We start from the raw sequence: 25849 nt of genomic DNA, 5'->3' as shown, positions 1-25849 counted from the left end.
TGAACTACATTGACGTTACGGCGAACGCCGTTTCTCTTGTTTCATTTCCTTCAAACCCGCCTCGTGCGGGTTTTTTTTATGGGGAAAATAAATGACCCCCGCCTTTCGTATCCTGGCCGACAGTGCCGACATCACGCTGCGGATCAATGATCGACTGTTGCAGCTCAAAACCACTGATAAACCTGGCATGGAATCCGATGAGTTCGAGTTACGCATCGATGACCGCGATGGTTCGGTGCTGCTGCCTCCGCGCGGTGCCAGCATCGAGGTGTACCTGGGTTACGTTGAAACGTCGCTGACCCGCATCGGCCGCTATATCGTCGATGAGATCGAGTTATCTGGTCCCCCGGATACATTGGTGATCACAGGCAAGGCCAGCGACATGCGCGGCAGTGGCAAGACGATCCGCAGCGGTAGTTGGGAGAACGTACCGTTGTCGCGGATCGTGGCCGACGTCGCCGCACGCAATGGCTGGCAACCGGTGTGCTCGGTCCAAACCAAAGTGCCGCGTGCCGATCAGCTCAATGAATCGGATTTCAACTTCATCACGCGTCTGGCCAAGCAGTACGACTGCACCGCCAAGGTCGCCGACGGAAAACTGCTGGTGATGTCACGTCAGGGTGGGCAGAGCGCCTCGGGCAAGTCCTTTGGCGTGGTGCTGATCCAACGGCGCGACGTCAGTCGCTTTCAGTTTCGGCTCGGTGATCGCAATACGCACAAGGCGGTGTCGACCAAGCACCAGGACAAGAAAACCGGGAAGCTCACGGTGGTCACCTTAGACAACGACGAGTCTCCGGATGGATTGCCACCGGTGCATACCGACCGCCACATCTACCCGAACAAGTCCGCAGCCGAAGCCGCCGCCAAGGCGCGTCTCACCGCGTTTAACCGTTCCACCGCCGGTGTCCGGCTGGAAATGGCAGGGCGCACCGACCTGTTCGCCGAACGCTCGATCAATGCCCAGGGATTCAAGGTCGGCCTCGATGGCGAGTACCTGGTCGACTCGGTGGAGCAGGTGTTCACCCAGGCCGGCTGGAGCACAACGGTCGAGTGTAACGGCGGCAAGAAGGGCAAAGCCAAAGCCAAGGGCAAGAAGAAAAAAGCGGCAAAGGATCTGAAGGTCGTTCAGCTCAAACAATAGCGCCGCATTCTCACAACTCAAGGAGACATCAATGTCACTGACCGAACAACAACTGCAACGCATCATGCCTAACGCCCGCCGCCAAGCGGGCGTTTTTGTATCTGCACTCAACGCAGCCATGGCGCACCGACAGATCAACACACCGAAACGCCAAGCCGCGTTCCTGGCTCAAATCGGACACGAGTCGGGTCAGCTGCAGTACGTCCGGGAGCTGGGCGGCGACCAATACCTGAGCAAATACGACACCGGTGCCCTGGCCGCTAAACTGGGCAACACCCCGGCAGCGGACGGCGATGGCCAGCGTTATCGCGGTCGCGGCTTGATCCAGATCACCGGCCACGACAATTACCTGCGCTGCAGCTTGGCGCTGTTCGGCGACGAGCGATTGCTGCGAACCCCAGAGCTGCTGGAGTTGCCACAGTTGGCTGCTGAATCGGCCGCATGGTTCTGGTCGGTGAATGGGTTGAACGCGCTCGCGGATCAAAACGAATTCAATGCGATCACCCGCAAGATCAACGGTGGTCTCAATGGCCTGCAGGATCGTCTGGAGCTGTGGGGACGGGCGAGGGAGGTTTTATGCGTCTCTGCGACCTGATACCTGCGCCTTATCGGCTGCTTGGCAAGGTGGTGCTGCTGATCGCCTTGGTCGGCATATCCGTCGCCATTACCTGGCAGGTGCAGGGCTGGCGCTACGGTAGTCGCCTCAGCGAGCAGTCCCGGCAGCACACCGAAACCCTCAATCAGTTGGCCCAGGCCACGGCCGCGCAACAGCGTGTCGAGCAGGACAAGCGCCTCGCACTCGAGCAGCGTCTGGCGACCAGCGAACAAACCCATTATCGAGCCTTGAGCGATGTCCAACGTGATCAAGGTCGCCTGCGCGACCGCCTTGCCACTGCTGATCTGCGCCTGTCAGTCCTACTCGGCGCCACCTCCGACGCCGGCAACAGATCGGTGTCAGCCACCACCGCCACCGGCGGCGTGGTTCATGGCCCCACAAGAGCCGAACTTGACCCAGCGCATGCTCAACGAATTATCGGCGTCACCGATGACGGCGACCGGGGGCTGATTGCCCTCGCGGCCTGTCAGGCATACGCCAAAGAAGTCTCAACACCGAAGTGAAAAAGAGCGGCCGGTCCGGATGCGCCAACATCCGAACCGGCCGCCGTCCCTGCAGATAGTCCCTGCAAGTCCAGCCAAGGCTCTTGCTCCGTGCACAAAGCGCGGCGAGCCTAGCACCTGTTTATCCATACAGTAAAGGTCTTGCTTTTTATGTCTACACCCATCATTCCTTGGATGGGCGGCAAACGCCGCCTGGCCGACCGCCTCATTCCGCTTTTTCCGCCACACGAATGCTACGTCGAAGTCTTTGCCGGCGGTGCCGCACTGTACTTCCTGAAGCCCCAGCCATCGCCGGTCGAAGTCCTCAACGACATCAACGGCGACCTGGTCACGCTTTATCGCGTCGTGCAGAACCACCTCGAAGAGTTCGTGCGCCAGTTCAAATGGGCGCTCAGCTCGCGGCAAGTGTTCGAATGGCAGAAAATGACCCGTCCTGAAACCCTCACCGACATCCAGCGCGCCGCCCGATTCTTTTACCTGCAGCACCATGCTTTCGCCGGCAAGGTTTCGGGTCAGACATTCGGCACGGCGACCACCGCACCGGCCATCAACCTGCTGCGCATCGAGGAAAATCTCTCGGCTGCGTGGCAGCGCCTGTCGGGCACCTACGTCGAAAATCTCCCCTGGCTTGAATGCGCTGAACGCTACGACCGTGCCCACACCTTCCATTACATGGATCCACCTTACTGGCAGACCGCCGGCTATGGAGTGGACTTTACGTTCGAGAACTACGAACGGATGGCCGATTTCATGCGCCGCTGCAAAGGTAAGGTGATGGTCAGCATCAACGACCACCCAGACATCCGCCGTGTGTTCGAGGGCTTCCACTTCGAGACACTGGATATCCGTTACAGCAACACGAACCAGCGGCAGGGTAAGGCTGAAGTCAGTGGTGAGCTAGTGATAATGAACTGGCAGCCAGCTGCGCTGGGAGGGCTGTTCTAGGAGAAATGTTTATAGTGCTTTAGCACTCTATCGATTATAGGATGCGTAAGGAAGGCCTTGGTAAGTGGTTCAAATCGCGAGGGAATTATGTTTGATCACTATATTTCTGGAATTAATGGGGCCGAAATAATCCGTCGCTATATGTCGCTTAAAAAATTCAAGCGGTTGATTGCTAGTCGCGGTCATTATTTTGCTGCCATGACTTCATTTGAAGATCATTTGGAAGGAGGGTTGCATACTATTAATCCCTATCTCTTAGAATATGAAAGGGTATTGCTTGACGTCGCATTAAATAAAATGTGGCCGTCAAGTGACGGAGTGAAAGCTGAAGTTCGAGATACACCCCCTGTCGTTAAGCTAGATACCGTTTTCGGTGAGTGCCTTATTTCTAGCATGGAGCAAAATTCCGAATTGTTATCCTGGCACAAGGAGAATCTATTCGTGAGCTGTTGGGATTCTAGTGAGTCTGAGAGACTGGAAATGTGGAGGATATACGGACGGGATAAGTGTGAAGGCGCCTGCGATGAATCTAGCGCAGTTTGTCTGGAGACTACCGTCGCTGAGTTCATCGGATCTCTATCGTTGTCTCCAGGGGTGGAGTTGAAAGCGGCTCGGGTAGAATACTTTCATCCAGTTAACTTTCATTACGAAAGAGAAATCCCGCTTGCTCCATTTCTAGCTAAACATAACTGCTACGCATTCGAGAGAGAGATTAGGTTTATCTGTTTTGATTCTTGGCTGGAACCGTTAAGTGAGTTGAAGTCCGAGCACGGACGTCTTATGCCAAATAATGGACTCGGAATCGGTAGGGTCTTGGTTTCGCCGCTTGGGGGGGAATTGCTTTTTGATGAGGTTACAGAATTGTGTCAGCCCCTAGGTTTGCTTGTCGCTGAGTCCGAATTACGCGGCGCGTTCATAAGGGATGCATGAGCTAGTCACCCCCAGTTATATGGGCATTCAAGTAAATTAGATCCACAAAGGCTCCATTTTATCAAGGCTCATGGCAAGGTCGCTGAAGTTCCTAATCGCGGCGGCTTCGTCTATTATCCATGCCACCCCAAGTCCGATGGGCAGTGCGGCAAGAATCGCTGTATATAGATTTTTGGCGATAGACTCTTGGTCTCCCACGAGCCATTCGTAATGCCAGCCCAGACCTTCCTCATTGTGCTTCATGTAATGGTTAAGCGATCGAGCTGTTACGTGAACAGAGTCATCCGACAAGCGTTGATATGCTAAATATTGGCCAGCTAGTGGCCCCATTAGTGCTACAGATTTTTGGTTTATTAGTTTTTGTTTGGGTTTGATGCTGTCGATTGATTCTTGTATTTTTTGAGCGGAATTAGAAGGTGGAATTAACTGTTGGTCGATAAGATATTTTAATTGATTTTTTCGACTGGCCTCCGAGTCGCTCTTGAGGAGGTTGATATAGTTTTCCGCGTCATCGTGTAAGGCAGCGATGCTAAACGAAGTTTCAAGTAATCCGCGCACGATTGTTCGGCTTTCTACAATCATACCTCTTTCGGACAGCAATATTACTGCCTGCAGTAATCCACATGAACGCATGAGTGCGCGCACGGCTACAGCTTTGGGATGCCAATTGGACTCTTTCACAGTTGATGCGCAGAATTCTGTTAAATGTATTAGCCGCTTGTTTACGGTTTCGGCTAATTCAAATAGCTCTTGGTTTTCAACGCGAAATCCAGTGATTTCTTGTTCGCCAAATCCGAGAAAACCTGCATCGTTAGAATGGGGCATTGAGCTTCCTTTCAATTCGGGTCTACTGGTTCAATTAAATGTGGACTTTGATTCCTGACGTTGCCCACCGCGCGGTCGACCTGAAACCATTCGAACATTTCAGATGACTCACCTTCCAGCAGCGCCATATGCTCGGCACGCTCTTTTGGGGTTGCCTGATCCAGCCATTCTCGCGCAAGTTCAGGTGAAAAAACTACCGGCCTGCGATCATGAATGTCCACCATGCCGCCGACGCTGTCGGCCGTGATGATCACGAAACCGTCGTGCTCACTAGGTAGACGCTCGGCACTGGGGTATTTGCCAATCGCGGCGCACAAGATCGGCGCTCGGTCTCGCCGACGAATCAAGTAGGGCTGCTTCTTGGGGCCGCCTTCGTCGACCCATTCAAACCAGTTGTTGATTGCAATTACTGCCCGATGCGGCCAGATCTCACGGAAGAAGGGGCCATGGGCAACTTTCTCTACTCGGGCGTTGATCGGTGCGGCGCGGTCCTTCGCCCAGTGTGGACACCATCCCCATCGGACCATGTCGGCGTGCAAGTGCTGGCCCTCCTGATGGAAAATCGCCAGCTGGGTGGTAGGAGCCGCGTTGTAGCGCCCGAAGGGTTGGTCGCCGGTGTGATTGACCAGCGCGTTCGGCATGCTCAACGCCGCAACAAAGTCGTGGATGCCGTCGTACTGCGAGAGTCGCCCGCACATATCGTCCGCCTATCAGATATTTCCTACAGAAATTGACCGCGAGCGCTTCTGAAAGTTAACTGTATGTTCGTACAGTGTTGGAAGTCGTGCGTCATGAGTTATTCAATTTTAGGCCCAATTGCCGAGGTAGGCCTGAAGCTGCCTCTTTGTTTGTTCCAGGTGCCCGCTGGTTTCCCTTCGCCGGCGGCTGATCACATTGAGGCACACATCTCCTTAGATGAGGTGCTCAACATCCGCGCCCCGCATGTCTACCTGGTGAAAATCACCGGGGAAAGTATGCAGGGTGCGGGCATCTTTGACGGAGATCTGGCGGTAGTAGATCGTTCGCTGGAGCCAGCCCATGGCCACATCGTCGTTGCGCTGCTGAACAACGATCCGCTGTGTAAACGACTGTGCGTCCGCGGAAAGGAAGTGATCCTATTGTCTGAGAACCCCAAGTATCCCCCACGCTATGTGTTGGAAGGTGATGAGCTGGCCATCTGGGGGGTAATCATCGGCAGCGTTCGTAGCCATGTCTAAAGTAACGCCGGTATTCGGCCTAATCGATTGCAACAGCTTCTACGCCAGTTGCGAACGCGTGTTCCGCCCTGACCTGGCAAAGGTGCCCATCGTGGTGCTGTCGAACAACGACGGCTGCGTCATCGCTCGGAGCTACGATGCCAAGCCCTACGTGAAAATGGGCGAGCCGTACTTTCAGATCAAGCACAAGCTCAAGCAGCACGGCATTATCCCTTTCTCATCGAACTACGCGCTGTACGGCGACATGAGCGAACGCGTTATGACCCTGATCGAGTCGATGGTACCGGCCGTTGAGGTGTACAGCATCGACGAAGCCTTCGTCGACCTTACTGGCATCAGCGACTTGGACAGTCTCGGCCGCAAGATCCGCAGCCAAGTACTGCGGTGCACTGGTATACCTGTCGGTGTCGGTATCGCGCATACCAAGACCTTGGCCAAGCTGGCCAACCACACCGCAAAACGCCTGCAGGCGCAAACCGGTGGCGTCGTGAACATCTGCGACCCGATCAAGCGCGACTGGGTGCTGCGTAACACGGACGTAGCGGAGGTGTGGGGGGTAGGGCGGCGCATGAAAGTGCACCTCGACGGCCTGGGTATCAAGACGGCCATGGATCTGGCAAAAGCAGACCCGTGGACGTTGAGAAAAAACTTCAGTGTAGTGATCGAGAAAACTGCCCGGGAATTGGCCGGCACACCGTGCCTTGAGCTGGATGAGCCAGATCCGCCCAAGCAGGAGATCTGCTGCAGCCGGATGTTCGGCAAAAGACTGAAGGAGCTGCCACCGATCAAGGAGGCAGTGGCGACCTACATGATGCGGGCATCGGAAAAACTCCGGGCACAAAAATCGCTTTGCAAGAAAATCCGGGTCAGCATCCGCACCGGAATGTTCAATCCCGATGAGTCTAAATACGCAAACGGTGTCGTGATCGATCTACCCTACCCAACGGATGACGTGCGACTACTAACGAAGGCGGCCGTCGATGCACTTGATCGCGTGTTCCGCCCTGGTTTCAGTTACAGCAAAGCGGAAGTTTTGCTGCTGAATCTGTGCCAACCGGGTGAATATACGGACGACCTGTTCGCCATTTCTCAGCCTAATGAAGCGACCAGGGTAATGGCGGTGTTGGACGAAATAAACGGACGGTGGGGTAAAGGTACGCTCCGGGCTGCGAGTGTGCCGAGCAATCCGGAATGGGGAATGCGGCGGGAGATGATGAGCAAAAGCTATACGACGCGCTTGGATCAATTGTGGACAGTTCACTGTAGATAATGAGCATCAGCTGTCGGCCAGTAGCGGCATGTCTTTTATCGCACATGGTCTGCTTTGCGCGATAAGTTGCTATACAAAATTCGGCCGTTTAGTGAACTGACCTGCGCGCTATGAAGCTAAAACGGCTAGTTCAGGAAGCTTCGATAGCGTGAGGATTGTTTCAGCTTGACAATGTTTTTCAGATCCTTGATATTTCCAGCTAAGCCGGACTGGTCTCGTTCGGCGCTGCTGGCCTTGCGCGAATTCTTTGGATACGAGACCAACCTGCTTCAATGGCAACCCCCATTCTTTTGATACGAAACTTGACCCTAGTCAGGTGCACCACGGCTCGCCAGCTGCTGTACGAACTCTGTGCCCCTGTATGAGGTGTTTTATGATTCGTATTCCCGTTACATCGGCCGACTTTGAGAGCGGTCGCATCAAAAGCTCTATTTCCAAGCTTAGAAAGCACCATACCGATCAGTCTGTTAAGCCAAAGCGCTCTTTCGCGGAGCAAGCCTTTGCTCAGATCCTCGGATATGGCGGATACGGAGAGTTGCGCTCGCAGGCCAAACATAATGGACCCGCTTATTTCGGGCCATCGCTGGCAATAGAGCAATTCATTGTGCCAATTTCACTGCGTATATCGCGCTACTGGGGTGTGTCTTCTGATAAAGCGGAGCATGTTGCGGCCGCACTGGGACTCATCCATCTTGACGCGTTCCGCGCCACAGCTCGCACAATTCATCAGCCGCTAATGCGAGAAGATCGTGTGAGCCCGCCCGGGCATTTGCCAAGCCTCGGCATATCACCCAGACCAATTTTGGACGCTATTCGTCGAGCGACAGTGATGCCATTGGCGGAGCTGGAAGCGCTTCAGGATGCAATGAAATCAATGGTACACGTTGCGGCGATTCAAGACGCAATGAAGCCTTCGGCCGCGATGGCTGCGATTCAAGACGCAATGAAGCCTTCGGCCGCGCTGGCTGCGATTCAAGACGCAATGAAGCCTTCGGCCGCGCTGGCTGCGATTCAAGACGCAATGAAGCCTTCGGCCGCGCTGGCTGCGATTCAAGACGCAATGAAGCCTTCGGCCGCGCTGGCTGCGATTCAAGACGCAATGAAGCCTTCGGCCGCGCTGGCTGCGATTCAAGACGCAATGAAGCCTTCGGCCGCGCTGGCTGCGATTCAAGACGCAATGAAGCCTTCGGCCGCGCTGGCTGTGATTCAAGACGCAATGAAGCCTTCAGCGATGGCCGCGATTCGAGACGCAATGAAGCCTTCATCGATGGCTGCGATTCAAGACGCAATGAAGCCTTCATCGATGGCTGCGATTCAAGACGCAATGAAGCCTTCAGCGATGGCCGCGATTCGAGACGCAATGAAGCCTTCAGCGATTGCTGCGATTCAAGACGCAATGAAGCCTTCAGCGATGGCTGCGATTCAGGACGCAATGAAGCCTTCAGCGATGGCTGCGATTCAGGATCTACTGAAACCTTCGGCGGCGATGGCTGCAGTACAAGACGCACTGAAGCCCATGGCGCATATAGCTGCGCTTCAGGATGTTCTGAGACCTTCGGTCAAGATGGCAGAGATTCAGGATGCACTGAAGCCATTGACGCGTATTACTTCAGATCTACACCGCGAGCGAATTCATAATGATGTTTAGGGCAAATTTAGGGCAAGTTTGAGACCGCAATAGGCCGCTTGACGACAAAGGAACGAGCGGATATTCCCGTTTTTGTTGGCCTTAAGCGGCCTGTGGCGACAACGGAAGGGGTTCGAATCCCTATCTCTCCGCCATACATAGAAAAAGCCCCGTAGCTGAGAAGCTGCGGGGCTTTTTTGTTTCTGCGGGGTTTATCGAACACCCGCTTCAGTCACTCACGGCTGCGAGTGCCCCAGTTTCTGTTTGATCAGGTCATACACTTCCTTGTGCGTCGAGTTGCGCAGCGTGTTGTCCTTGCAAGCCGTGGTCAGGAAGGTTCTCACTTCATCCTTGGCGTGCGGGTAGAGGCTGACGACGTAGTCGGCTTCGTGCGTTTGGGTGCAGTTGAAGTGCTTGTCGTCTTTCGCTTTGTCTCTCGCCATGGTGCAGCTCCTTTTTTGGGTTGAATGTTATGTGGCGCAACAGGGGCTGGATGGCCCCGTACGCTGAACAGCGTAGGGGCGCAAAAGTGCTTCGCCAGTGGTGCAGGCAAAAAAGGAAGAGGCTGTAGGAAACCGCGCTATAGCGACTGGCGCGGTCAGATTTCCTTCACTGGCGTTTCGCCCTGCACCGCCTTGATCAACTCGATCACATGCAAACAATCCGCCTTATTCACATACGACTCGCCACTGGCGATCGTTTCATGGTTACCCGCCCTCAGCCTCCAGCGCCATTGGCCTTTGCCGGTGCTCGGGGTGCCTCGGGATTGGCGGTAGATCTCGAAATACATTCAGTTCGCTCCTTGCGATGGTGTTTGCGACAACCTGTGTGGCGCATCGACGCAAGCCTAGCGGAGCGAGTTTTTTTCGCTATCGGGCATTTGTTTCCAATCGTTGGCAGATGTTTCTGAAAAGTGCGGGCTAGAGCGCACGCATTGGCGTCTGGATTGGCCAAAATGTCGCCATTTGCGTCTTGCAAGGCCTTCGACGCTACTGCTTAATACGGGACGGCTCATGGCGTTGAAAATGCTTCGACGACCGACAAACACTATAAAAAGAGCATTCCCTTGACTGAGCATGGAACGGCACAGGCCACACGGGTCACGTTATCGCTGGTTGTCCCGGTTTTTAACGAGGAGGACAGTCTCGATGCGTTCATCCTGCGCATCGATGAAGTCTTCCAGCACCAGGCCTCGATTGCTCTGGAGTTGGTGTTCATCAATGACGGCAGTACCGATGCCACGCTTGAGCGGTTGCTGGAGCGCCAGCGGCAGGACTCGCGTTTGCGCATCGTCGACCTGAGTCGCAACTTCGGTAAGGAGGCGGCGCTGTCTGCGGGTTTGCAGATCGCCACCGGGCAGATCGTCGCTCCCATCGATGCCGACCTGCAGGACCCGCCCGAAGTCATCCTGCACATGATCGAGCGTTGGCGCGAGGGTTACGAAGTGGTGCTCGGTCATCGCATCAGCCGCCGCAGCGATACCTGGGCCAAGCAGACTTCGGCCCACTGGTTCTATCGCCTGCACAACAAGATCGCCGAGCAACCGCTGCCGGAAAACGTCGGTGATTTCCGCCTGATGGACCGTTGTGTAGTCGATGCCTTGCTGACTCTGCCCGAGTCCCGGCGCTTCATGAAGGGCCTGTTCGCCTGGGTCGGGTTTCGTACCACCCACGTTGATTATGAGCGGCCTGAACGTGTGGCCGGGGAGAGCAAGTTCAACGGCTGGCGGCTGTGGAATTTCGCCCTGGAAGGCATCACCAGTTTCAGCACCGAACCACTGCGCATCTGGACTTACATCGGTGCGATGGTCTCGCTGATCTCTTTTGCCTTTGCCATTTTTATCGTGCTGCGCACGCTGATCCACGGTGTCGACATGCCCGGTTATGCCTCGCTGATGGTGGCCGTGACGTTCCTCGGTGGCCTGCAGTTGATCGGCATCGGCGTGCTCGGCGAGTACCTCGGCCGCACGTATATCGAATCCAAACGCCGACCGGTTTTTCTGGTGCGTCGCGTCTACGACCCCAAGGACTGAAACATGGATCTCAAGGAAACCGACATCCTCGGCGACAGCATCGGCGAGCATTGGTATTACTGCTCCAAGGCCGCAGCGACTCGTCGTCTGCTCGGTGATGCACCGATCACGCGGATTCTCGACGTGGGCGCCGGCTCGGGCTTTTTCTCGCACCATCTGTTGACCCAGACCGCTGCGCAGGAAGCGTGGTGCGTCGACATCAGCTACCCCGCCGATTCGGACGCCACTACCGCCGGCAAACCGGTGCATTACCGCCGTGACATCGAGGCCATCGATGCGGATCTGGTGCTGCTCATGGACGTGCTGGAGCATGTCGACGACGACCTCGGCCTGCTCAAGGCTTACGTCGATAAAGTGCCGTCCGGCAGTCGTTTTCTGATGACGGTGCCGGCGTTCCAGTTCCTCTGGAGCGGGCACGATGATTTCCTCGAACACAAGCGCCGCTACACCCTGCCGCAGTTTGAAACCCTGGCCCTTGATGCCGGTTTGACCGTGCAGCGCGGTGCCTACTATTTCGGTGCGGTGTTTCCGATCGCGGCAGCGTTGCGTCTGCTGCCCAAAGGGCCGCAGGCCGCCGTGCCGCAGTCTCAGCTCAAGCGCCATCATCCGCTGGTCAACGGCGTGCTCAAGACTCTCTGCAGCCTTGAACTGCCGCTGATGGGCATGAATCGCCTGGCCGGTCTGAGCGTGTTTGTTCTGGCGCGCAAACCGTGACCTCAGCCGACAGATCGGCGTTGATTCAGCGCGGTTTGCGCTTTGCCGTGACCGGTCTGTTCGTCACCGCCCTGCATGCGCTGATAGCGGTGCTGTTCATCAACTTTGTCACTCCGCAGCCGCCCTTGGCCAACGGTGTGGCATTTGCCGTGGCGACGGTGGTGTCCTACGTGATCAACACCACCTGGAGTTTTTCCGCCCGGCTGCATGGCAGAACGTTGGCGCGCTTCATGCTGGTGTCCTTCGGCGGTTTTTTGCTGGCGATGTTCGTCGCGTGGGCGGCGCAGCTCGCCGGACTGCACTATTTGCTGGGCATCGGCGCCGTGGCGCTGATCATTCCGGCGTTCACCTTTGTGCTGCATAACTTCTGGACGTATCGATGACGGGTTCGAACAAGCATCCGGCCTTGGCGCTGTTGCCAATCCTGTTGGGCGCGCTGGCGTTTTTTCTGGTGGTTGGCCCGCGTGCTCTCGACCCGCAAAACATTGCCTGGCTCAAGGACGGTGATCCGGCGACGCATTACCTGGGCTGGGTATTCTTTCGCCATTCACCCTGGACCTTTCCCCTCGGGCTGAACCCGTCCTATGGGATGGAACTGGGCAGTTCGATCATTTTTTCCGACTCCAACCCGCTGCTGGCGCTGCTGTTCAAACCGTTCAGCGCGTGGCTGCCGGAGCCGTTTCAGTACTTCGGAATGTGGTTGTTGCTGTGTTTCGTTCTGCAGGCCTGGTTTGCCTGGAAGCTGCTCGGCCTGATCACCGACAACCCCGTGTTGCGCCTGCTCGGCGCCGGGCTCCTGGTGTTTTCGCCGCCGATGTTTCTGCGTACCGGCGGGCATCTTTCGCTGGTCGGGCACTTCCTGATTCTCGCGGCGCTGTATCTGGCATTGCATCCGGCATTGCAGCGCCGACGTCTGGCGTGGGGTGCATTGCTCGCCGTGACGGCACTGGTTCACGCTTACCTGTTGGGCATGGTGGCGCTGATCTGGGTGGCGGATCTGTTCGGCAAGTTGTGGGCTGGCAAACTTAGTCGCCGTCAGGTGCTGATCGAGCTGGGCGGTTTGTTCGCGCTGGTGAGCGTGTGCTGCTGGCAGGCGGGTTATTTCAGTATTACCGATGGCGCGGCGGGCGGCGGTTTCGGTTTTTATCGAATGAACCTGCTGTCTCTGGTGGATGCAGACGGCTGGTCGTTTGTCTTGCCGGGCATCCCCAAGGGCGCCGGCGATTACGAAGGCTTCAACTACCTGGGGCTGGGTGTCCTGTTGCTGGTGCCATTGGCGGCAATCGCCTGGTACAGAAGTGGTATCTCGTTGAAGGCGTTGTTGTGCAGTCGCCCGTTCTTGTTGTTGGCGTTCATCGGATTGACGCTGTTCGCCCTGTCGAATCAGATCGGTTTCGGCCTGCAGACATTCGGCTACCCGCTGCCAAAATTCGCCCTGCGTGTGGCGAGTATTTTTCGTGCTTCAGGACGCATGTTCTGGCCGGTGTTTTACGCCATCGTGATTTTGCTCACTTATTTGGTGGTGCGCGGTTATCGCCCGCGTATCGCCATGGGCCTGCTGGCGCTGGCGCTGGTGGTGCAAGTCAGCGATACCCGGATTGCCTGGGCCGGCTTGAAAACCGCGAAAATGGTCCCGGAAGCTGCCGCCTGGGTCAGCCCGATGCATGATCCGTTCTGGGACAGTGCAGCGGCGCATTACAAGAGCATCCGTGCCGTGACACCGAAAAATCAGCCGGATCAGTGGCAGGCAATCGCCGATTTCGCCGCCACCCACGGGCTGAAAACCGACGCGGCTTACCTGGGGCGCACAAGCCCCAAAGCGCAGGACAAGCTGCTGCGCACCACGCAAAGCCAGCTCGCCAACGGGCAGTACGATACCGATTCGCTGTACATCCTCGATGACGACGCGCTGGACCAGGCGGTGAAGAGCGTTCACAGCGATACCGATCTTTTGACCCGAGTCGACGACTTTGTCGTCTTGGCGCCGGGCTGGAAACGCTGTGATCAATGCCTGACGATGGTCGACCAGGGCCGGAAGATGTCGACGATACCTTTGAGCCAGCCGGGGCTGGTGCAGACGTTCAATCGCAGCACTCGACAAATGGTCAAGGGTTGGTCTCTGCCGGAAGCCTGGGGTACGTGGAGTGAAGGGCAGGACGCGGAACTGTTGCTGCGCGTCGCTCCCGGCGCGCGTGCGATCGTGATCGATGCCTTGGCGTTTGCCATGCCGCCGAACCTCAGTCAGCGGGTGATCGTCAGCATCAATGGCGTGGAGGCGTATTCGTCGCGTCTGACCCAGGTGCAGGGCAATCGGCTGGACATTCCGCTCAGTGCGGCGCAGGCCGCCGAGGAGTATCTGCATATCCGTCTGCACCTGCCTGATGCCGTCAGCCCGAAACAACTCGGTTTCAATGACGATGCGCGTGTCATGGGGCTGGGCTTGAAAACCCTGACGGTGCAGTGAAATTGTCGAACAAACGGCCAATCGTCTGATAGACGCCAGTCCCCAGGACTTCATACACTGCCGGCAGTCTGGGGATCGGGGGCAATGGATGAATCGAAATGAACTACGCAAGGCCGACATCAACCTGATGGTGGTGTTCGAAACCTTGATGCTCGAACGCAACGTGACCCGGGCGGCGGAGAAGCTGTTTCTCGGCCAGCCGACCATCAGCTCGGCGCTCAATCGCTTGCGCGCGATGTTCAATGATCCGCTGTTCATCCGCGTCGGCCATCGCATGGAGCCAACCGCCCGCGCCGAGGAATTGTTCAAATACTTGTCGCCGGCCCTCGACTCGTTGTCGGTGGCCCTGAGCCTGACCCACGATTTCGACCCGGCCGTGAGCAACATGACGTTTCGCATCGGCCTGTCCGATGACGTCGAATTCGGCCTGTTGCCACCGCTGTTACGGGCGCTGCGCCAAGAGGCTCCGAGCGTGGTGTTCGTGGTGCAGCACGTCGATTACTGGCGAATCCCCGATCTGCTGGCCGCTGGCGACATCACCGTCGGCATCAGCCAGACCCGAGGTTTGCCGGCCAATGCCAAGCGCAAACTGCTGCGGCATATTCAGCCGAGCATCCTGCGCGCCGACGCCTCGGATTCACCGCTGACCCTCGATGAATACTGCTCACGACCGCACGTGCTGGTGTCCCACACCGCCAACATCAGCGGTTACGCCGATGAATGGCTGGCGGAAATCGGCCGCACCCGCCATGTGGTGCTGTCGGTGCCGCAATACAGCGCATTGCCGGCGTTGCTTGCGGGCACCGACCTGATCGCCAGCCTGCCGGACTACACCGCCGAAGCCATGGCCGCTTCTGGCCGGCTGTTCAAGGAACCGTTCCCGTTCAAGACCCCGATGCTGGATCTGTCGATGGTCTGGCTCAGCCATGTCGACAGCGATCCGGCCGAGCGCTGGCTGCGTTCGCGGCTGGAGGCGTTCATGAGTGAACGGCCACTGACCGCGCCCTGATGCCCAACACCAATCTCCTGTAGGCGTGAGCCTGCAAGGGTGTTGCGTTCATCTTCTCCGCCTGCTTTGCTCAATGGCAATGACCCCGGCGGAGACCTGTCCGATGAGCATTTCCCGTTCGTTGCTGCGTGGGCGCGGCAGTCTCGACAGTGGCAAGGTTGGCATGGTCGAGCTGTTTTTCGACCTGGTGTTCGTGTTCGCCGTGACCCAGTTATCGCATTCGCTGCTCGCACATTTGTCGATTCTGGGCGCCGTGCAGGTGGCTTTGCTGATGGTCGCGGTGTGGTGGGTGTGGATCTTCACCTCGTGGATCACCAACTGGCTCGACCCGGAAAAACTGCCGATCCGCCTGGGCTTGTTCGCGCTGATGATCGCCGGCCTGTTGTTGTCGTCATCGATCCCCAAGGCTTTCACCGAGCGCGGGTTGATGTTTGCCTCGGCGTTCGTGTTCATGCAGGTCGGGCGCACGCTGTTCGCGATCTGGGCGGTGCGCGGCGAATCGCTGAGCATGACCCGCAATTTCCAGCGCATCCTGGCGTGGCTGATGTTCTCCGGAGTGTTCTGGATCACCGGGGCATTTCTCGACGGGCAGCAGCGACTGTGGTGTTGGGCGCTGGCGCTGTTGATCGAGCTGGTGTCACCTTCGCTGTATTTCTGGGTGCCGGGGCTGGGGCGTTCGTCGCTAAGCGACTGGAACGTCGAAGGCAATCACATGGCCGAGCGCTGCGCATTGTTCGTGATCATCGCCCTCGGAGAATCGTTGCTGGTCACCGGGGCGACGTTCGCCGAGCTGACACTGAGCGTGACCGCGGTCATCGCCTTTCTGGGGGCAGTGCTGGGCAGCATCGGCATGTGGTGGGTGTATTTCGACAGCGGTGCCGAGCGTGCGCATCACCGCATTGCGCATTCGAGCGATCCCGGGCGGCAGGCGCGGATTGCCTACACCTACCTGCACGTGCTGATCGTCGCCGGGGTGATTGTCAGCGCAGTAGCTGACGAACTGGTGCTGGTGCACCCGGACCACGCCACCGATGCCGGCATTCTGGTGATCGTGGGCGGACCCTGGCTGTTCCTGTTGGGCAATGCGCTGTTCAAGTGGGTCATGTCCGACCGACCGCTGCCGCCGTTGTCGCATGTGGCGGGGCTGGTGTTGCTCACACTGGCGCTGCCATTGGCGTTGAATCACTGGTTTTCGGCGCTGATGCTCGGGGTGCTGACCACGGCGATCGTGGTGCTGGTGGCGCTCTGGGAAACCTTGTCTGTGCGTCAGACGTTAACCTCGACAGCGTCAGAAAAACCCGCAGGAGAGTAGGCCGATGCTGTGGTATACGTACGACTTTTCTGCCGACTGACTGGAGCACCCCATGCCACACCTGCACATGGAATACACCGCCAACCTGCCGCAGTTGAACGCCGACGTGGCGTTGATCCGGCTCAACAATACCCTGGTGGGTTCCGGTCAGTTCGCGGCGGAGTTCGACATCAAGAGCCGGGCGGTGAAGGTCGAGAACTTCAAGGTCGGTACCGGGATGGGCGAGCGCGGCTTCGTCCACGTGAAGCTGGCGCTGCTCAGCGGTCGTTCGCCACAGATCAAGAAGCAGCTCTCGGAGAGCCTGCTGGCGGTGCTGCAGGAGCTGTGCGAGTGGCCGGCCGGGGTTGAAGTGCAGTTGTGCGTGGAGTTGCTCGATATCGACCGCGATTCCTACACCAAGACTGCCATCGGCGTGTAGGACTCAGGCGGCTGCCAGCTCACTGCACACCTTGATCACCTGTTCGCGCAGCCAGAGGTTGGCGCTGTCCTGATCGGCGGCCTGGCTCCACTGCATATCGAGGGTGAACCCCGGCAAGCCGTTCGGCGCTTCGCAGTGGTTGAACACCGCATCGTTGGTCAGCAGACGCTGGATGCGCCGGGGCAGGGTGAGGATGAAGTCGGTGCCAGTGATCATTTTCAGCGCCGCGCTGTAGCTGTTGGAGCGCGCAACGATCTGCCGTTTCTGCGCCTGACGCGCCAGCCAGCCGTCGACCATGTTGGTGGTGGAGGTCCACGGGGTCGGGAACACGTGCCGCCGTTCGGTGAAGGCCTGCAGACTCAGGCGCGGTTCCAGCGGCGTGGCGCGTTTGTCGAAGACACAGACCAGGTCGTCCTCCAGCAGCATCCGCGACTTGAGGTCGGTGTGGCTGCGGTGGAAGTTGGGGCCGAAACAGATCACCAGGTCGAGGCTGCCGTCGCGCAGCTCGTCGGCGGGGACGTCGGTCTCGAACTTGTGCATGTTGACCATCACCGGCAAATCGTCGAAGTCAAACCGCTTCAACAGACGCGGCAACACCAGTTGCTCGAAATATTCCGGAGCACAGATATTGAAGGTCACGGCTTGTTGGGTCGGATCGAACGTCGGGGCGCCGGCGTGGCACAGGTTGATGCTTTCGAGGATTTTCTGCACGTGGCCGTACATGGTGCCGGCCTTGTAGGTGGGGCGCATGCCCGTGCGGGTGTTGATGAACAGTTCGTCTTCGAAACTGGTGCGCAATTTTTTCAGGCAGTAACTGACGGTGGACTGGCTGACGCACAACGTCTCCGAGACGTCCGTGACGCTGCTTTGCTCATACACGGCGATAAACACCATGAGGTCCTGCATGTCGAGCTTTCGAAGCAAGTTACTGTTCAGCATCCGTTCCGTCTCGCTGTGCTCCTTGCGCTGAATCCGCGCAAACGTGTGCGCATGATCGTAGCGGAACGATGGTGCCAGGACAAAGCCCTGTAGGACGATTCAATGTCGGTTGTGGGACAGAAACTTTTAGCAACACGACGTCGCGAAATAAACCGGACAAAGATGGCAAGAGGCCTCTAGCCCGGCGATGACATTTGGGTTCAGCGAATGTATCGGGCGTACTGCCGTGGGTCGAAGCGCAACACCATCAACAACATCACGACCATCACTGCCGTCAGCGACCACCAGGCCCATTCGAAGCTGCCGAGGCGGTCGCGGAGGATGCCCGCCAGCAGCGGCGAAAGCCCGGCGATCAAATAGCCGATGCCTTGCACGAAGGCGGTCAGGCTTCCGGCGCGCTGTGGGTTGTCGAGGTGATCGAGCGAGACGATCAGGCTCATCGGGAACAGCCCGCCAATGCCCAGCCCCAGCAGGCATGGCCACAGCAGGCTCAGGTGTTGTGGGCTGAGGATCAGTCCGCAGAAACCGGCAATGATCAGCAACAGCAACGTTGCCAGAATCACCCGACGATCACGGCTGCGGTTGGCGATCGCCGGCGTCAGCAACCCGGAAATCACCTCCATGGCCGTCAGAAAACCCAACAGCAGGCCGGCGTGCTGTTCGCTCCAGCCTTGTTCCACGTAGTACGGCGCCAGCCAGGCGAGCACACAGGTGTAGGACGCCGTGCCCAAGCCGAAGAAGATGGCGAGCAGCCAGGCGCGGGAATTGCCGAAGAATGATGGTTTTCCTGTCGGCGTGTTCGGTTTGGATGACGCGGCCGGTTGTGTCCACCAGACCAGCAACGCGAGCACGGCCAGCCCCGCCCAGATTGCCAGCCCGATGCGCCAGCTACCGGTCTGCACCCCCACCAGCGGCGCAAACGAGGCGGCCAGCGCGGCGCCGCCCATGATCGAGGTCACATACAAACCCATGCACAGCGCCACGTTGTCGGGGAAGCGTGACTTGATCAGCACCGGCATCAACGCCTGAATCAGGGCGATGCCCATCCCGGCCAGCACCGCGCTGCCAATCAATTGCGCTGCCGAATCGAGCCACAGCCGCGACAGCGTGGCCAACCCGATAATCAGCAGCGACAGGATTACCGTGCGCTGCTCGCCCAGACGCCGACTGATACCAAGGCCGAAAAACATCGCCAGCCCCATTGCCATCACCGGCAGCATGGTCAGCAGCGAAGCCAGGCTGAAACTCAACGGAATGTCAGCGCGTATGGCCGACAGCAAGGGGCCGACGGCGGCCATGGCGGGGCGCAGATTGAGCGCGACGAGCATGATGCCGAGCATCAGCCAGGCAGCGGGGCGAGCGGGGGCGCGAACGTTTTCCATCAGCAGACTCTGGATTGCGGAGGCTGTTGATTAGGCGGCGCAGCGCAAGTATCGGCAAATCAGATTTCCCCAGTGCTATTTAAAAACTAAATAACACTCTCCCCTGTGTAGGAGCTGCCGCAGGCTGCGATCTTTTGATCTTGTTTTTAAAAACCAACGTCAAAAGATCGCAGCCTGCGGCAGCTCCTACACAGGTCACCCGGATTAATCTTGCCAATCTCGCTGTAAGACTATTCTTTCTCTCAGGCAGGACATTTCGTTACAGCTCTGGCCCAGCGCAGGCGCGTAAAACCCCGGCGGCGATATATACTGCGCGCCATTCTTCAAGGGAGAGCCGTGTGGCCATCGATATTCACTGGATTCGCGACAACGAAAGCCTCGCGCAGTTTTGCGCCGAGTGGCAGCAGCTGCCGTTCGTTGCCCTCGACACCGAATTCATGCGGGTCGACACCTTCTACCCGATTGCCGGCCTGTTGCAGGTTGGCGACGGCAAGCGCGCCTACCTGATCGACCCGCTGACCATCGACGCCTGGCAACCGCTGGCGGCGTTGCTGGAAAACCCGGCGGTGCTCAAAGTCCTGCACGCCTGCAGCGAAGACCTCGAAGTGCTGTTGCGCCTGACCGGCAGCCTGCCGGCGCCACTGTTCGACACGCAACTGGCGGCGGCCTACCTGAACCTTGGGTTCTCGATGGGCTACTCGCGGCTGGTGCAGGAAGTGCTGGGCATTGAACTGCCCAAGGGCGAAACCCGTTCCGACTGGTTGCAGCGCCCGCTGTCCGACACGCAGATCAGCTACGCCGCTGAAGATGCGGTGCATCTGGCGGAGGTTTTCGTCCAGCTGCGGCCGAAACTGTCCGACGATAAGTTCGCCTGGGTGCTGGAGGACGGCGCCGAACTGGTGGCCAACCTGCGCCGCGAGACCGACCCGTACGAGGTCTATCGCGAGGCCAAACTGGCGTGGAAACTGTCCCGCGCGCAACTCGCGGTATTGCGCGAGCTGTGCGCCTGGCGCGAGCGAGAAGCCCGCGCGCGCAATCTGCCGCGCAACCGCATCGTCCGTGAGCATTCGCTGTGGCCGCTGGCCCGCACCCAACCGGACAACCTCGCCGCGCTGGGCAAGATCGAAGACATGCACCCGCGTACCGTGCGTCAGGACGGCCAATTTCTGCTTGATCTGATCAAGCGCTCTGGCAGTGTGGGGCCTGATCAATGGCCGCCGGCGGTGCCGGAGCCTCTGCCGGTCGAAGCCGCCGCGCTGATCAAACAACTGCGCGCCCTCGGTCAGGTCGAGGCCGAACGCCTGGGCATTGCGCCGGAACTGATGCTGCGCAAGAAAACCCTCGAAGCCCTGGTCAAAAGCGGCTTCCCCGAGGGTCCTTATCAATTGCCTGAGTCGCTGCGTGGCTGGCGCCGCGAACTCATGGGCCAGAAGCTGCTCGACAGCCTGGCCACCGCCGGAGAACAGCCTTGAAACGTATTTGCTCCATTTACCAAAGCTCGAAGCGAAGCGGGATGTACCTTTATGTGCTCAAGAGCGATGCTCTGGAGCGCGTGCCCGAACCACTGATGCTGGCGTTCGGCAAGCCGAAACATTCCTTCGATCTGGTCCTCTCGCCCGAGCGCAAGCTGGCCAGCGAGGACATCGTCGTGGTCCTGGAAAACCTCGACAAGCAGGGCTATCACCTGCAGATGCCGCCGGCCGAGGACGAGTACATCGAACACTTGCCCGAAGAGTTGCTGCGACGCAACGACCCGGTCTGATCTGCGAGGCCCTGTTCTGGGCCTCTTGCCACCCTGGAACTGATTTTACGGCGACGACCGCCACGAAGGAGCGCGACTCCTTCGGCGGTTGCCTGCACGGTTTGCGAAAGGTTTGAAGATGCGCGTTCTGATTGCTGAACACGACCACGCGGTGTACGCCCGGCTGCTGCGTCAGGCGGCCCCCGAACTTGAAGTATTGACCAGTGGCGACTCTGCCGAACTGGCCCGTCAGGCGGCCGATTGCCCGGTGTGGCTGGGGCAGCCGGACCTGCTGGCGACCCTGTTGCGTCAGGGCCATCAACCGCAATGGCTGCAATCGACCTGGGCCGGCATCACGCCGTTGCTCGCCGACGGTTTGCGCCGCGATTACCGCCTGACCCGCGCGGTGGGCATCTTCGGTCAGGTGATGGCCGAATACGTGCTGACCTACATGCTCGGCCACGAACGTGAAGTGCTGGCGCGGCTGGTCAGCCAGGTCGAGCGCAAGTGGGACAACCGCACCGGTCAGAGTCTGGTCGGGCGCAAGGTGCTGATCGTCGGCACTGGCGATATCGGCCAGAGCGTGGCGCAGTTCCTGTTGCCGTTCGGCGTCGAGCTGTACGGCATCGCCAGCAGCGCGCGCGAGCAGGCGCCGTTCGTCGAGGTCGGTGCGATGGCCGATCTGCCACGGCTGGTAGGCGAGGTCGATTACGTGGTCAACCTGCTGCCGAACACCGCGCACACCCACGATATCTACGACGCGGCGCTGTTCAAGCAATTCAAGCCGACCGGGTTGTTCATCAACGTCGGGCGCGGCGTGGCGGTGGTCGATGCGGATCTGGTGGAAGCTTTGAAGGAAGGCCATCTGGCCGGTGCGGTGATCGACGTCTGCCGTCAGGAGCCGTTGCCACAACGCCATCCATTCTGGACCGCCTGGGGCTTGCTGCTGACCGGGCACAGCTCGGCACCGACGTCGCCGGCGTTGATGGTGCAGTTGTTCGTCGAGAACCTTAAGGCGTATCAGGCGGGAGAGGCGTTGCGCGGGGAAGTGGATTTCGCACGCGGGTATTGAGAGTTCCCCAAAAGATCGCAGCCTGCGGCAGCTCCTACAGAGATCAATGTAGGAGCTGCCGAAGGCTGCGATCTTTTGCTTTTAAAGAGTGAAGCTGCCTTCAGCCGCCAGCTCGCTCAGCGGACGACGCGGGCTTGGCGCTTCACGGGCCTGCAGGTACTCGGCCAGAGTGGCTTTGTCACCCAGCTTGCCGACCGCGACCGCCGCGTGCAGCGCATAACCTTCAGGAATGTTCAGCTCTTTGCGGGTCAGCTCCTGATCGAAACCGGCCATGCCGTGGGTGTGCCAGCCGCTGATGCTCGCCTGCAGCGCCAGATGGCCCCAGGCCGAACCGGTGTCGAAGGTGTGCCACAGCGCCGGGGTTTCTTCGCTGGCGCCGGGGGCGGTGAAGGTGGTTTTCGAAATCACGATCACCAGCGCCGAGGCGTGTTGCGCCCAGCTGCGGTTGAATTCATTCAGCAGGCCAAGAAAGCGCTCCCAGTTCGGCGTGTCGCGACGCGCATAGAGAAAACGCCACGGCTGCGAGTTATAGGCCGACGGTGCCCAGCGTGCGGCTTCGAAGAAGCTCAGCAGGGTTTCTTCCGGGATCGCTTCGCCGGTGAAGGCGCGGGGCGACCAGCGATCGGTGAATTGCGGGTGAATGGCGTAATCGGCAACGCGAGGGTTGGCACTCATCGAAAGATTCCTGGCTGTGTTTGAGTCATGATTTCGTGGCAAAACCCTACTGGGCGGCGATTCGCCTGACAAGCGGGATTTACCGACAGTCGCCAACGCTTGGCCCACAAGGCCTTGGGCACTAGACTGGCGGCCTTTTCACCACCTGATGTTGATGCTTGAGCCATGGCCGCCAAAGTCGAACCGTTCTGGAAACGCAAAACCCTCGATCAACTGGATCACGAGGAATGGGAATCGCTGTGCGACGGCTGCGGTCTGTGCTGCCTGCAGAAACTCGAAGATGAAGAAGACAACAGCGTCTATTACACACGCATCGCCTGCAAACTGCTGGACCTGAAAACCTGTCAGTGCAGCGACTACCCGAACCGCATCCAGTTTGTCCCGGACTGCATCCAGCTCACCCCGGGCCAGGCCGAAGAATTCAAATGGCTGCCGCCGACCTGCGGTTACCGACTGGTCAGCGAAGGTAAAGATCTGCCGTTGTGGCACCACCTGGTGTGCGGCGACCGTGACGCCGTGCACCACGAACGGATTTCCCAGTCCGGGCGCATGCTTGCCGAAGGCAGCGTGCCGGAGGACGACTGGGAAGATCACCTGATTTTCCGCGCAGGCTAACCAATAAATCTGTGGCGAGGGAGCTTGTCGGATCGCCGCACCGTCCCGCTTGAGTGCGCAGCACTCACAAAATAGTTCTGACTGCCACAAGGAGTGTTTATGGCTGTGGGATTGCGGCGAACGCTGGGCGTTGGTCTGCTGGCGCTAAGCGCGCCAGTATGGGCGGCGAAGAAAGTCGATCTGGATTACCACGTGCGTCTGTTGCCGCAAAGCGATCAGGCCGAAGTGCGCCTGACCCTGGCCCAAGGCGAGGTGGTGCGCAGTCTCGATTTTGACCTCGGTGACGGCAGCCATTACAGCGACTTCAAGGCCGACGGCCAATGGCTGCTGACCCCGGGCAAAAACGCACGGGGCGTCTGGCGCCCGACCAGTGACAAGGCCAGCCTGACTTACCGCGTGCGTATCAGCCACGGGCGCAAGAACGGCAGTTTCGACACGCGCATGACCCCGAGCTGGGCACTGCTGCGCGGCGATGATCTGGTGCCGCCGGCCAAGCTCGATCAGCAGGATGGCGTCGAGCTGGTGTCACGCCTTCAATTCGAGTTGCCCAACGGCTGGAAAAGCGTCGAAACCGCCTGGCCGCGTATCGGCAAGAACACATTCCGCATCGACAACCCTTCACGCCTGTTCGATCGCCCGACCGGCTGGATGCTCGCCGGCCACCTCGGCAGTCGCCGCACGCGTCTGGGCGAAACCGAAGTCACCGTGGCTTCGCCGCAAGGGCAGGGCATGCACCGCATGGATGTGCTGACCTTGCTGACGTTCGTCTGGCCGCAGGTGCAAGCAGTCTATCCCCGGCATCCGAAAAAACTGCTGATCGTCGGCGCCAACGACCCGATGTGGCGCGGCAGCCTCGGTGCCCACGAATCGATCTACCTCAACACGCGCCTGCCACTGGTCAGCGAGAGCGGCAGCAGTGCGCTGGTACGCGAACTGGCGCAGGTGTTCGGGCGCATCAACGACGCGCAGCGCAGCGACTGGATCAGCGAAGGGTTTGCCGAGTACTACGCAATCGAACTGGTGCGCCGCGCCGGCGGCATGGGCGATGAGCGGTATCAGGCGTTGCAGGCGAAGTTGACCAAGGACAGTCAGAAGGTGACGACGTTGCGCGGCGAGCAGATCAGCTCAGCGCAGTTGTCAAAAGCGGTGATGGTGCTGCAGGAGCTGGATCGCGAGATTCGCCTGAAGACGCGCAACAAGCGCTCGCTGGATGATGTGTTGCGCGGGGCGATGCATTTGGGGACGGTGAGTACCAAGGAGTTTGTGCAACTGGCCGAGAGTGTTCTTGGCGAGTCCTCCAAAGTCCTTGATACCGCGTTACTACAGTAAAGATCAAAAGATCGCAGCCTTCGGCAGCTCCTACATGTGGAATGCGTTTTCCCTGTAGGAGCTGCCGAAGGCTGCGATCTTTTGCTTTTAAACCATCAAACCCCGGCTTTAGGCGATTTCACTGAATCATTGCCGGTCACCGTCGCGCTGCGGGTCGCCGCCTCGGCATTGGCTTTCAGCTGGCTCAGCTCTTCACCGGCACGTTCGATCTTGGCCCGCACGTTGTTCATGTCCTGGCGGCTTTTCTCCAGCAGGCTTTTCACCGAGCTGTGCCCGGTGATGCCGCGAGCCATCGCCACGCCGCCGATCGCCACCTGAATCAGACCGAACACACCGCCACGGCGCAGGCCCTTGCCGACCATGATCACGCCACCGGCCAGCGAGCCGATGCGCTCCCAGCCTTCGACGTTCTGCTCGGGGTGGCTCTGAAACGGGGTGGATTCGATACGTTGGACACGTTTGAGTTCGGTCATGATCTGTCTCCCAGGCATTGTGCAATAGATAGATAAGCTGACTGCCGCAGCGGCCAGCTCGTTCCATCGGATGTGCGACGTTTCAGCGGAATTTCGGCCCGGAACGAGTGTTCAGGCCCTTGGCCATGCGGTCGTAGAGCACGACGTTGACCGTGGCGGCGAGGTTCATGCAGCCGGTGGTCGGGATGTACACGACGTCTTCGCACCAGTCGCGGATCTCTTTGTCCAGCGAACCGTCTTCCGGGCCGAAGATGTACAGCGCGCGGTCCGGGTGGGTGTATTCAGGCAGCGGGCGGGCGCCTTCGACCAGTTCCACGGCGACCGGTACGCAGTTGAGCGGGAGGATCTTTTTCAGGTCGTCGATGCCGATCAGCGGGATGTCGTAGTGCACGCGCTTGGTGTCCGTGACGAAATCGGCGGCGCGTTCATAACGCTTGCCGGTGTAGAACACCGACGCCACGCCGTAACAGCCTGCAGCGCGCATCACCGAACCGACGTTCTCCGGTGACTTGGGGTTGTACAAACCAATGCAGCTGTAACGTTTGTCTGCCACGAGCGGGGTGCCTTCGGGAAAAAGAGGGCGATTATACGGGGATAAGA

The 25849-nt window shown here is 58.8% G+C and carries 29 protein-coding genes; 20 read left to right on the top strand and 9 right to left on the bottom strand.

Features of this window, described 5'->3' with window-relative positions; genetic code table 11:
• Positions 1 to 91 precede the first annotated feature (91 nt).
• The 5 genes from HBN98_RS01605 (at position 92) to HBN98_RS01585 (ending at position 4135) form a co-directional block, all read left to right on the top strand.
• Positions 92 to 1141, top strand: a complete 1050-nt coding sequence (locus tag HBN98_RS01605; RefSeq protein ID WP_083366709.1) for a phage late control D family protein — start codon at positions 92 to 94, stop codon at positions 1139 to 1141.
• Positions 1142 to 1172: 31 nt separating this feature from the next.
• Positions 1173 to 1736, top strand: coding sequence for a glycoside hydrolase family 19 protein (locus HBN98_RS01600; protein WP_083366708.1), 564 nt, complete (start codon positions 1173 to 1175; stop codon positions 1734 to 1736).
• The gene (locus tag HBN98_RS01595; protein ID WP_083366707.1) at positions 1718 to 2260 is read left to right on the top strand and encodes a lysis system spanin subunit; all 543 of its coding nucleotides are present in this window, start codon (positions 1718 to 1720) and stop codon (positions 2258 to 2260) included. The genes HBN98_RS01600 and HBN98_RS01595 overlap by 19 nt, the downstream gene beginning before the upstream one ends.
• A gap of 150 nt (positions 2261 to 2410) precedes the next feature.
• Entirely contained in the window at positions 2411 to 3205 is a 795-nt protein-coding gene (locus HBN98_RS01590) for a DNA adenine methylase (RefSeq protein WP_083366706.1), read from the top strand.
• An 87-nt stretch (positions 3206 to 3292) separates the two neighbouring features.
• Positions 3293 to 4135, top strand: a complete 843-nt coding sequence (locus tag HBN98_RS01585) for a hypothetical protein (protein WP_083366705.1) — start codon at positions 3293 to 3295, stop codon at positions 4133 to 4135.
• 36 nt (positions 4136 to 4171) lie between these two features.
• Here HBN98_RS01585 and HBN98_RS01580 read toward each other — a convergent pair whose 3' ends face one another.
• Positions 4172 to 4960, bottom strand: a complete 789-nt coding sequence (locus HBN98_RS01580; RefSeq protein ID WP_151101464.1) for a DUF5677 domain-containing protein — start codon at positions 4958 to 4960, stop codon at positions 4172 to 4174.
• Positions 4961 to 4971: 11 nt separating this feature from the next.
• Positions 4972 to 5658 carry an SOS response-associated peptidase family protein gene (locus HBN98_RS01575; protein ID WP_083366703.1) on the bottom strand — a complete coding sequence of 229 codons (687 nt, stop codon included), beginning with the start codon at positions 5656 to 5658 and terminating at the stop codon, positions 4972 to 4974.
• A gap of 93 nt (positions 5659 to 5751) precedes the next feature.
• Here HBN98_RS01575 and HBN98_RS01570 point away from each other — a divergent pair, with 93 nt between their 5' ends.
• From HBN98_RS01570 to HBN98_RS01560, 3 genes are all read left to right on the top strand, one after another.
• Positions 5752 to 6177 (top strand): LexA family protein, encoded by a 426-nt coding sequence (locus tag HBN98_RS01570; protein ID WP_083366702.1) that lies wholly within the window; start codon positions 5752 to 5754, stop codon positions 6175 to 6177.
• Positions 6170 to 7447 carry a translesion error-prone DNA polymerase V subunit UmuC gene (gene umuC, locus HBN98_RS01565; protein ID WP_083366701.1) on the top strand — a complete coding sequence of 426 codons (1278 nt, stop codon included), beginning with the start codon at positions 6170 to 6172 and terminating at the stop codon, positions 7445 to 7447. Before HBN98_RS01570 ends, umuC begins: the two co-directional genes overlap by 8 nt.
• Before the next feature lie 373 nt (positions 7448 to 7820).
• Complete coding sequence (locus HBN98_RS01560) at positions 7821 to 9095, top strand: hypothetical protein (RefSeq protein ID WP_169844027.1); 1275 nt, start codon at positions 7821 to 7823, stop codon at positions 9093 to 9095.
• Positions 9096 to 9310: 215 nt separating this feature from the next.
• Here the strand turns inward: HBN98_RS01560 and HBN98_RS01555 are convergent, their stop codons facing one another.
• Both HBN98_RS01555 and HBN98_RS01550 read right to left on the bottom strand, forming a co-directional pair.
• Positions 9311 to 9517 carry a hypothetical protein gene (locus HBN98_RS01555; RefSeq protein ID WP_064586431.1) on the bottom strand — a complete coding sequence of 69 codons (207 nt, stop codon included), beginning with the start codon at positions 9515 to 9517 and terminating at the stop codon, positions 9311 to 9313.
• Between the two features lie 155 nt (positions 9518 to 9672).
• Positions 9673 to 9864, bottom strand: coding sequence for a YegP family protein (locus HBN98_RS01550; RefSeq protein ID WP_064119674.1), 192 nt, complete (start codon positions 9862 to 9864; stop codon positions 9673 to 9675).
• Between the two features lie 276 nt (positions 9865 to 10140).
• On the opposite strand from HBN98_RS01550, the gene HBN98_RS01545 reads away from it, so the two are divergent.
• The 7 genes from HBN98_RS01545 (at position 10141) to HBN98_RS01515 (ending at position 17023) form a co-directional block, all read left to right on the top strand.
• Entirely contained in the window at positions 10141 to 11106 is a 966-nt protein-coding gene (locus tag HBN98_RS01545) for a glycosyltransferase family 2 protein (protein ID WP_083366700.1), read from the top strand.
• A 3-nt stretch (positions 11107 to 11109) separates the two neighbouring features.
• On the top strand, positions 11110 to 11820 hold the full coding sequence (locus HBN98_RS01540) for a class I SAM-dependent methyltransferase (RefSeq protein WP_083366699.1): 711 nt from the start codon (positions 11110 to 11112) through the stop codon (positions 11818 to 11820).
• Entirely contained in the window at positions 11817 to 12203 is a 387-nt protein-coding gene (locus HBN98_RS01535; RefSeq protein WP_064586434.1) for a GtrA family protein, read from the top strand. The genes HBN98_RS01540 and HBN98_RS01535 overlap by 4 nt, the downstream gene beginning before the upstream one ends.
• Positions 12200 to 14284 (top strand): DUF6311 domain-containing protein, encoded by a 2085-nt coding sequence (locus HBN98_RS01530; RefSeq protein ID WP_083366698.1) that lies wholly within the window; start codon positions 12200 to 12202, stop codon positions 14282 to 14284. The genes HBN98_RS01535 and HBN98_RS01530 overlap by 4 nt, the downstream gene beginning before the upstream one ends.
• Before the next feature lie 88 nt (positions 14285 to 14372).
• A complete protein-coding gene (locus tag HBN98_RS01525; protein WP_007963299.1) occupies positions 14373 to 15293 on the top strand; it encodes a LysR substrate-binding domain-containing protein in 921 nt (306 codons plus the stop codon).
• Between the two features lie 103 nt (positions 15294 to 15396).
• A complete protein-coding gene (locus HBN98_RS01520) occupies positions 15397 to 16605 on the top strand; it encodes a low temperature requirement protein A (RefSeq protein ID WP_083366697.1) in 1209 nt (402 codons plus the stop codon).
• A gap of 52 nt (positions 16606 to 16657) precedes the next feature.
• A complete protein-coding gene (locus HBN98_RS01515) occupies positions 16658 to 17023 on the top strand; it encodes a 5-carboxymethyl-2-hydroxymuconate Delta-isomerase (protein WP_083366696.1) in 366 nt (121 codons plus the stop codon).
• A 3-nt stretch (positions 17024 to 17026) separates the two neighbouring features.
• On the opposite strand, the gene HBN98_RS01510 is transcribed toward HBN98_RS01515, so the two are convergent.
• Positions 17027 to 17962: a LysR family transcriptional regulator gene (locus tag HBN98_RS01510; protein ID WP_064586438.1), complete on the bottom strand. Its 936-nt coding sequence runs from the start codon at positions 17960 to 17962 to the stop codon at positions 17027 to 17029.
• A gap of 200 nt (positions 17963 to 18162) precedes the next feature.
• Entirely contained in the window at positions 18163 to 19344 is a 1182-nt protein-coding gene (locus tag HBN98_RS01505; RefSeq protein WP_083366695.1) for a cyanate transporter, read from the bottom strand.
• 338 nt (positions 19345 to 19682) lie between these two features.
• On the opposite strand from HBN98_RS01505, the gene rnd reads away from it, so the two are divergent.
• The 3 genes from rnd to HBN98_RS01490 all read left to right on the top strand — a co-directional run bounded on the left by rnd (position 19683) and on the right by HBN98_RS01490 (position 22157).
• Positions 19683 to 20816, top strand: a complete 1134-nt coding sequence (rnd, locus tag HBN98_RS01500; RefSeq protein WP_064586440.1) for a ribonuclease D — start codon at positions 19683 to 19685, stop codon at positions 20814 to 20816.
• The gene (locus HBN98_RS01495; RefSeq protein ID WP_047598109.1) at positions 20813 to 21106 is read left to right on the top strand and encodes a YcgL domain-containing protein; all 294 of its coding nucleotides are present in this window, start codon (positions 20813 to 20815) and stop codon (positions 21104 to 21106) included. Before rnd ends, HBN98_RS01495 begins: the two co-directional genes overlap by 4 nt.
• A 118-nt stretch (positions 21107 to 21224) precedes the next feature.
• Positions 21225 to 22157, top strand: coding sequence for a D-2-hydroxyacid dehydrogenase (locus HBN98_RS01490; RefSeq protein ID WP_083366694.1), 933 nt, complete (start codon positions 21225 to 21227; stop codon positions 22155 to 22157).
• Positions 22158 to 22238: 81 nt separating this feature from the next.
• Here the strand turns inward: HBN98_RS01490 and HBN98_RS01485 are convergent, their stop codons facing one another.
• Entirely contained in the window at positions 22239 to 22832 is a 594-nt protein-coding gene (locus HBN98_RS01485; RefSeq protein ID WP_083366693.1) for a nitroreductase family protein, read from the bottom strand.
• A gap of 165 nt (positions 22833 to 22997) precedes the next feature.
• Here HBN98_RS01485 and HBN98_RS01480 point away from each other — a divergent pair, with 165 nt between their 5' ends.
• A complete protein-coding gene (locus tag HBN98_RS01480) occupies positions 22998 to 23447 on the top strand; it encodes a YcgN family cysteine cluster protein (protein WP_064586443.1) in 450 nt (149 codons plus the stop codon).
• A gap of 99 nt (positions 23448 to 23546) precedes the next feature.
• On the top strand, positions 23547 to 24776 hold the full coding sequence (locus HBN98_RS01475) for a hypothetical protein (protein ID WP_083366692.1): 1230 nt from the start codon (positions 23547 to 23549) through the stop codon (positions 24774 to 24776).
• A gap of 95 nt (positions 24777 to 24871) precedes the next feature.
• Here HBN98_RS01475 and HBN98_RS01470 read toward each other — a convergent pair whose 3' ends face one another.
• Positions 24872 to 25249 carry a YgaP family membrane protein gene (locus HBN98_RS01470; protein ID WP_064586445.1) on the bottom strand — a complete coding sequence of 126 codons (378 nt, stop codon included), beginning with the start codon at positions 25247 to 25249 and terminating at the stop codon, positions 24872 to 24874.
• Positions 25250 to 25331: 82 nt separating this feature from the next.
• A complete protein-coding gene (locus HBN98_RS01465) occupies positions 25332 to 25802 on the bottom strand; it encodes an RNA methyltransferase (protein WP_007911337.1) in 471 nt (156 codons plus the stop codon).
• Positions 25803 to 25849: the final 47 nt, after the last annotated feature.

It is taken from the genome of Pseudomonas koreensis, from assembly GCF_012986595.1.
GTDB classification, from domain to species: Bacteria; Pseudomonadota; Gammaproteobacteria; order Pseudomonadales; family Pseudomonadaceae; genus Aquipseudomonas; species Aquipseudomonas koreensis.
This window is presented reverse-complemented; position numbering and strand designations above follow the sequence as displayed.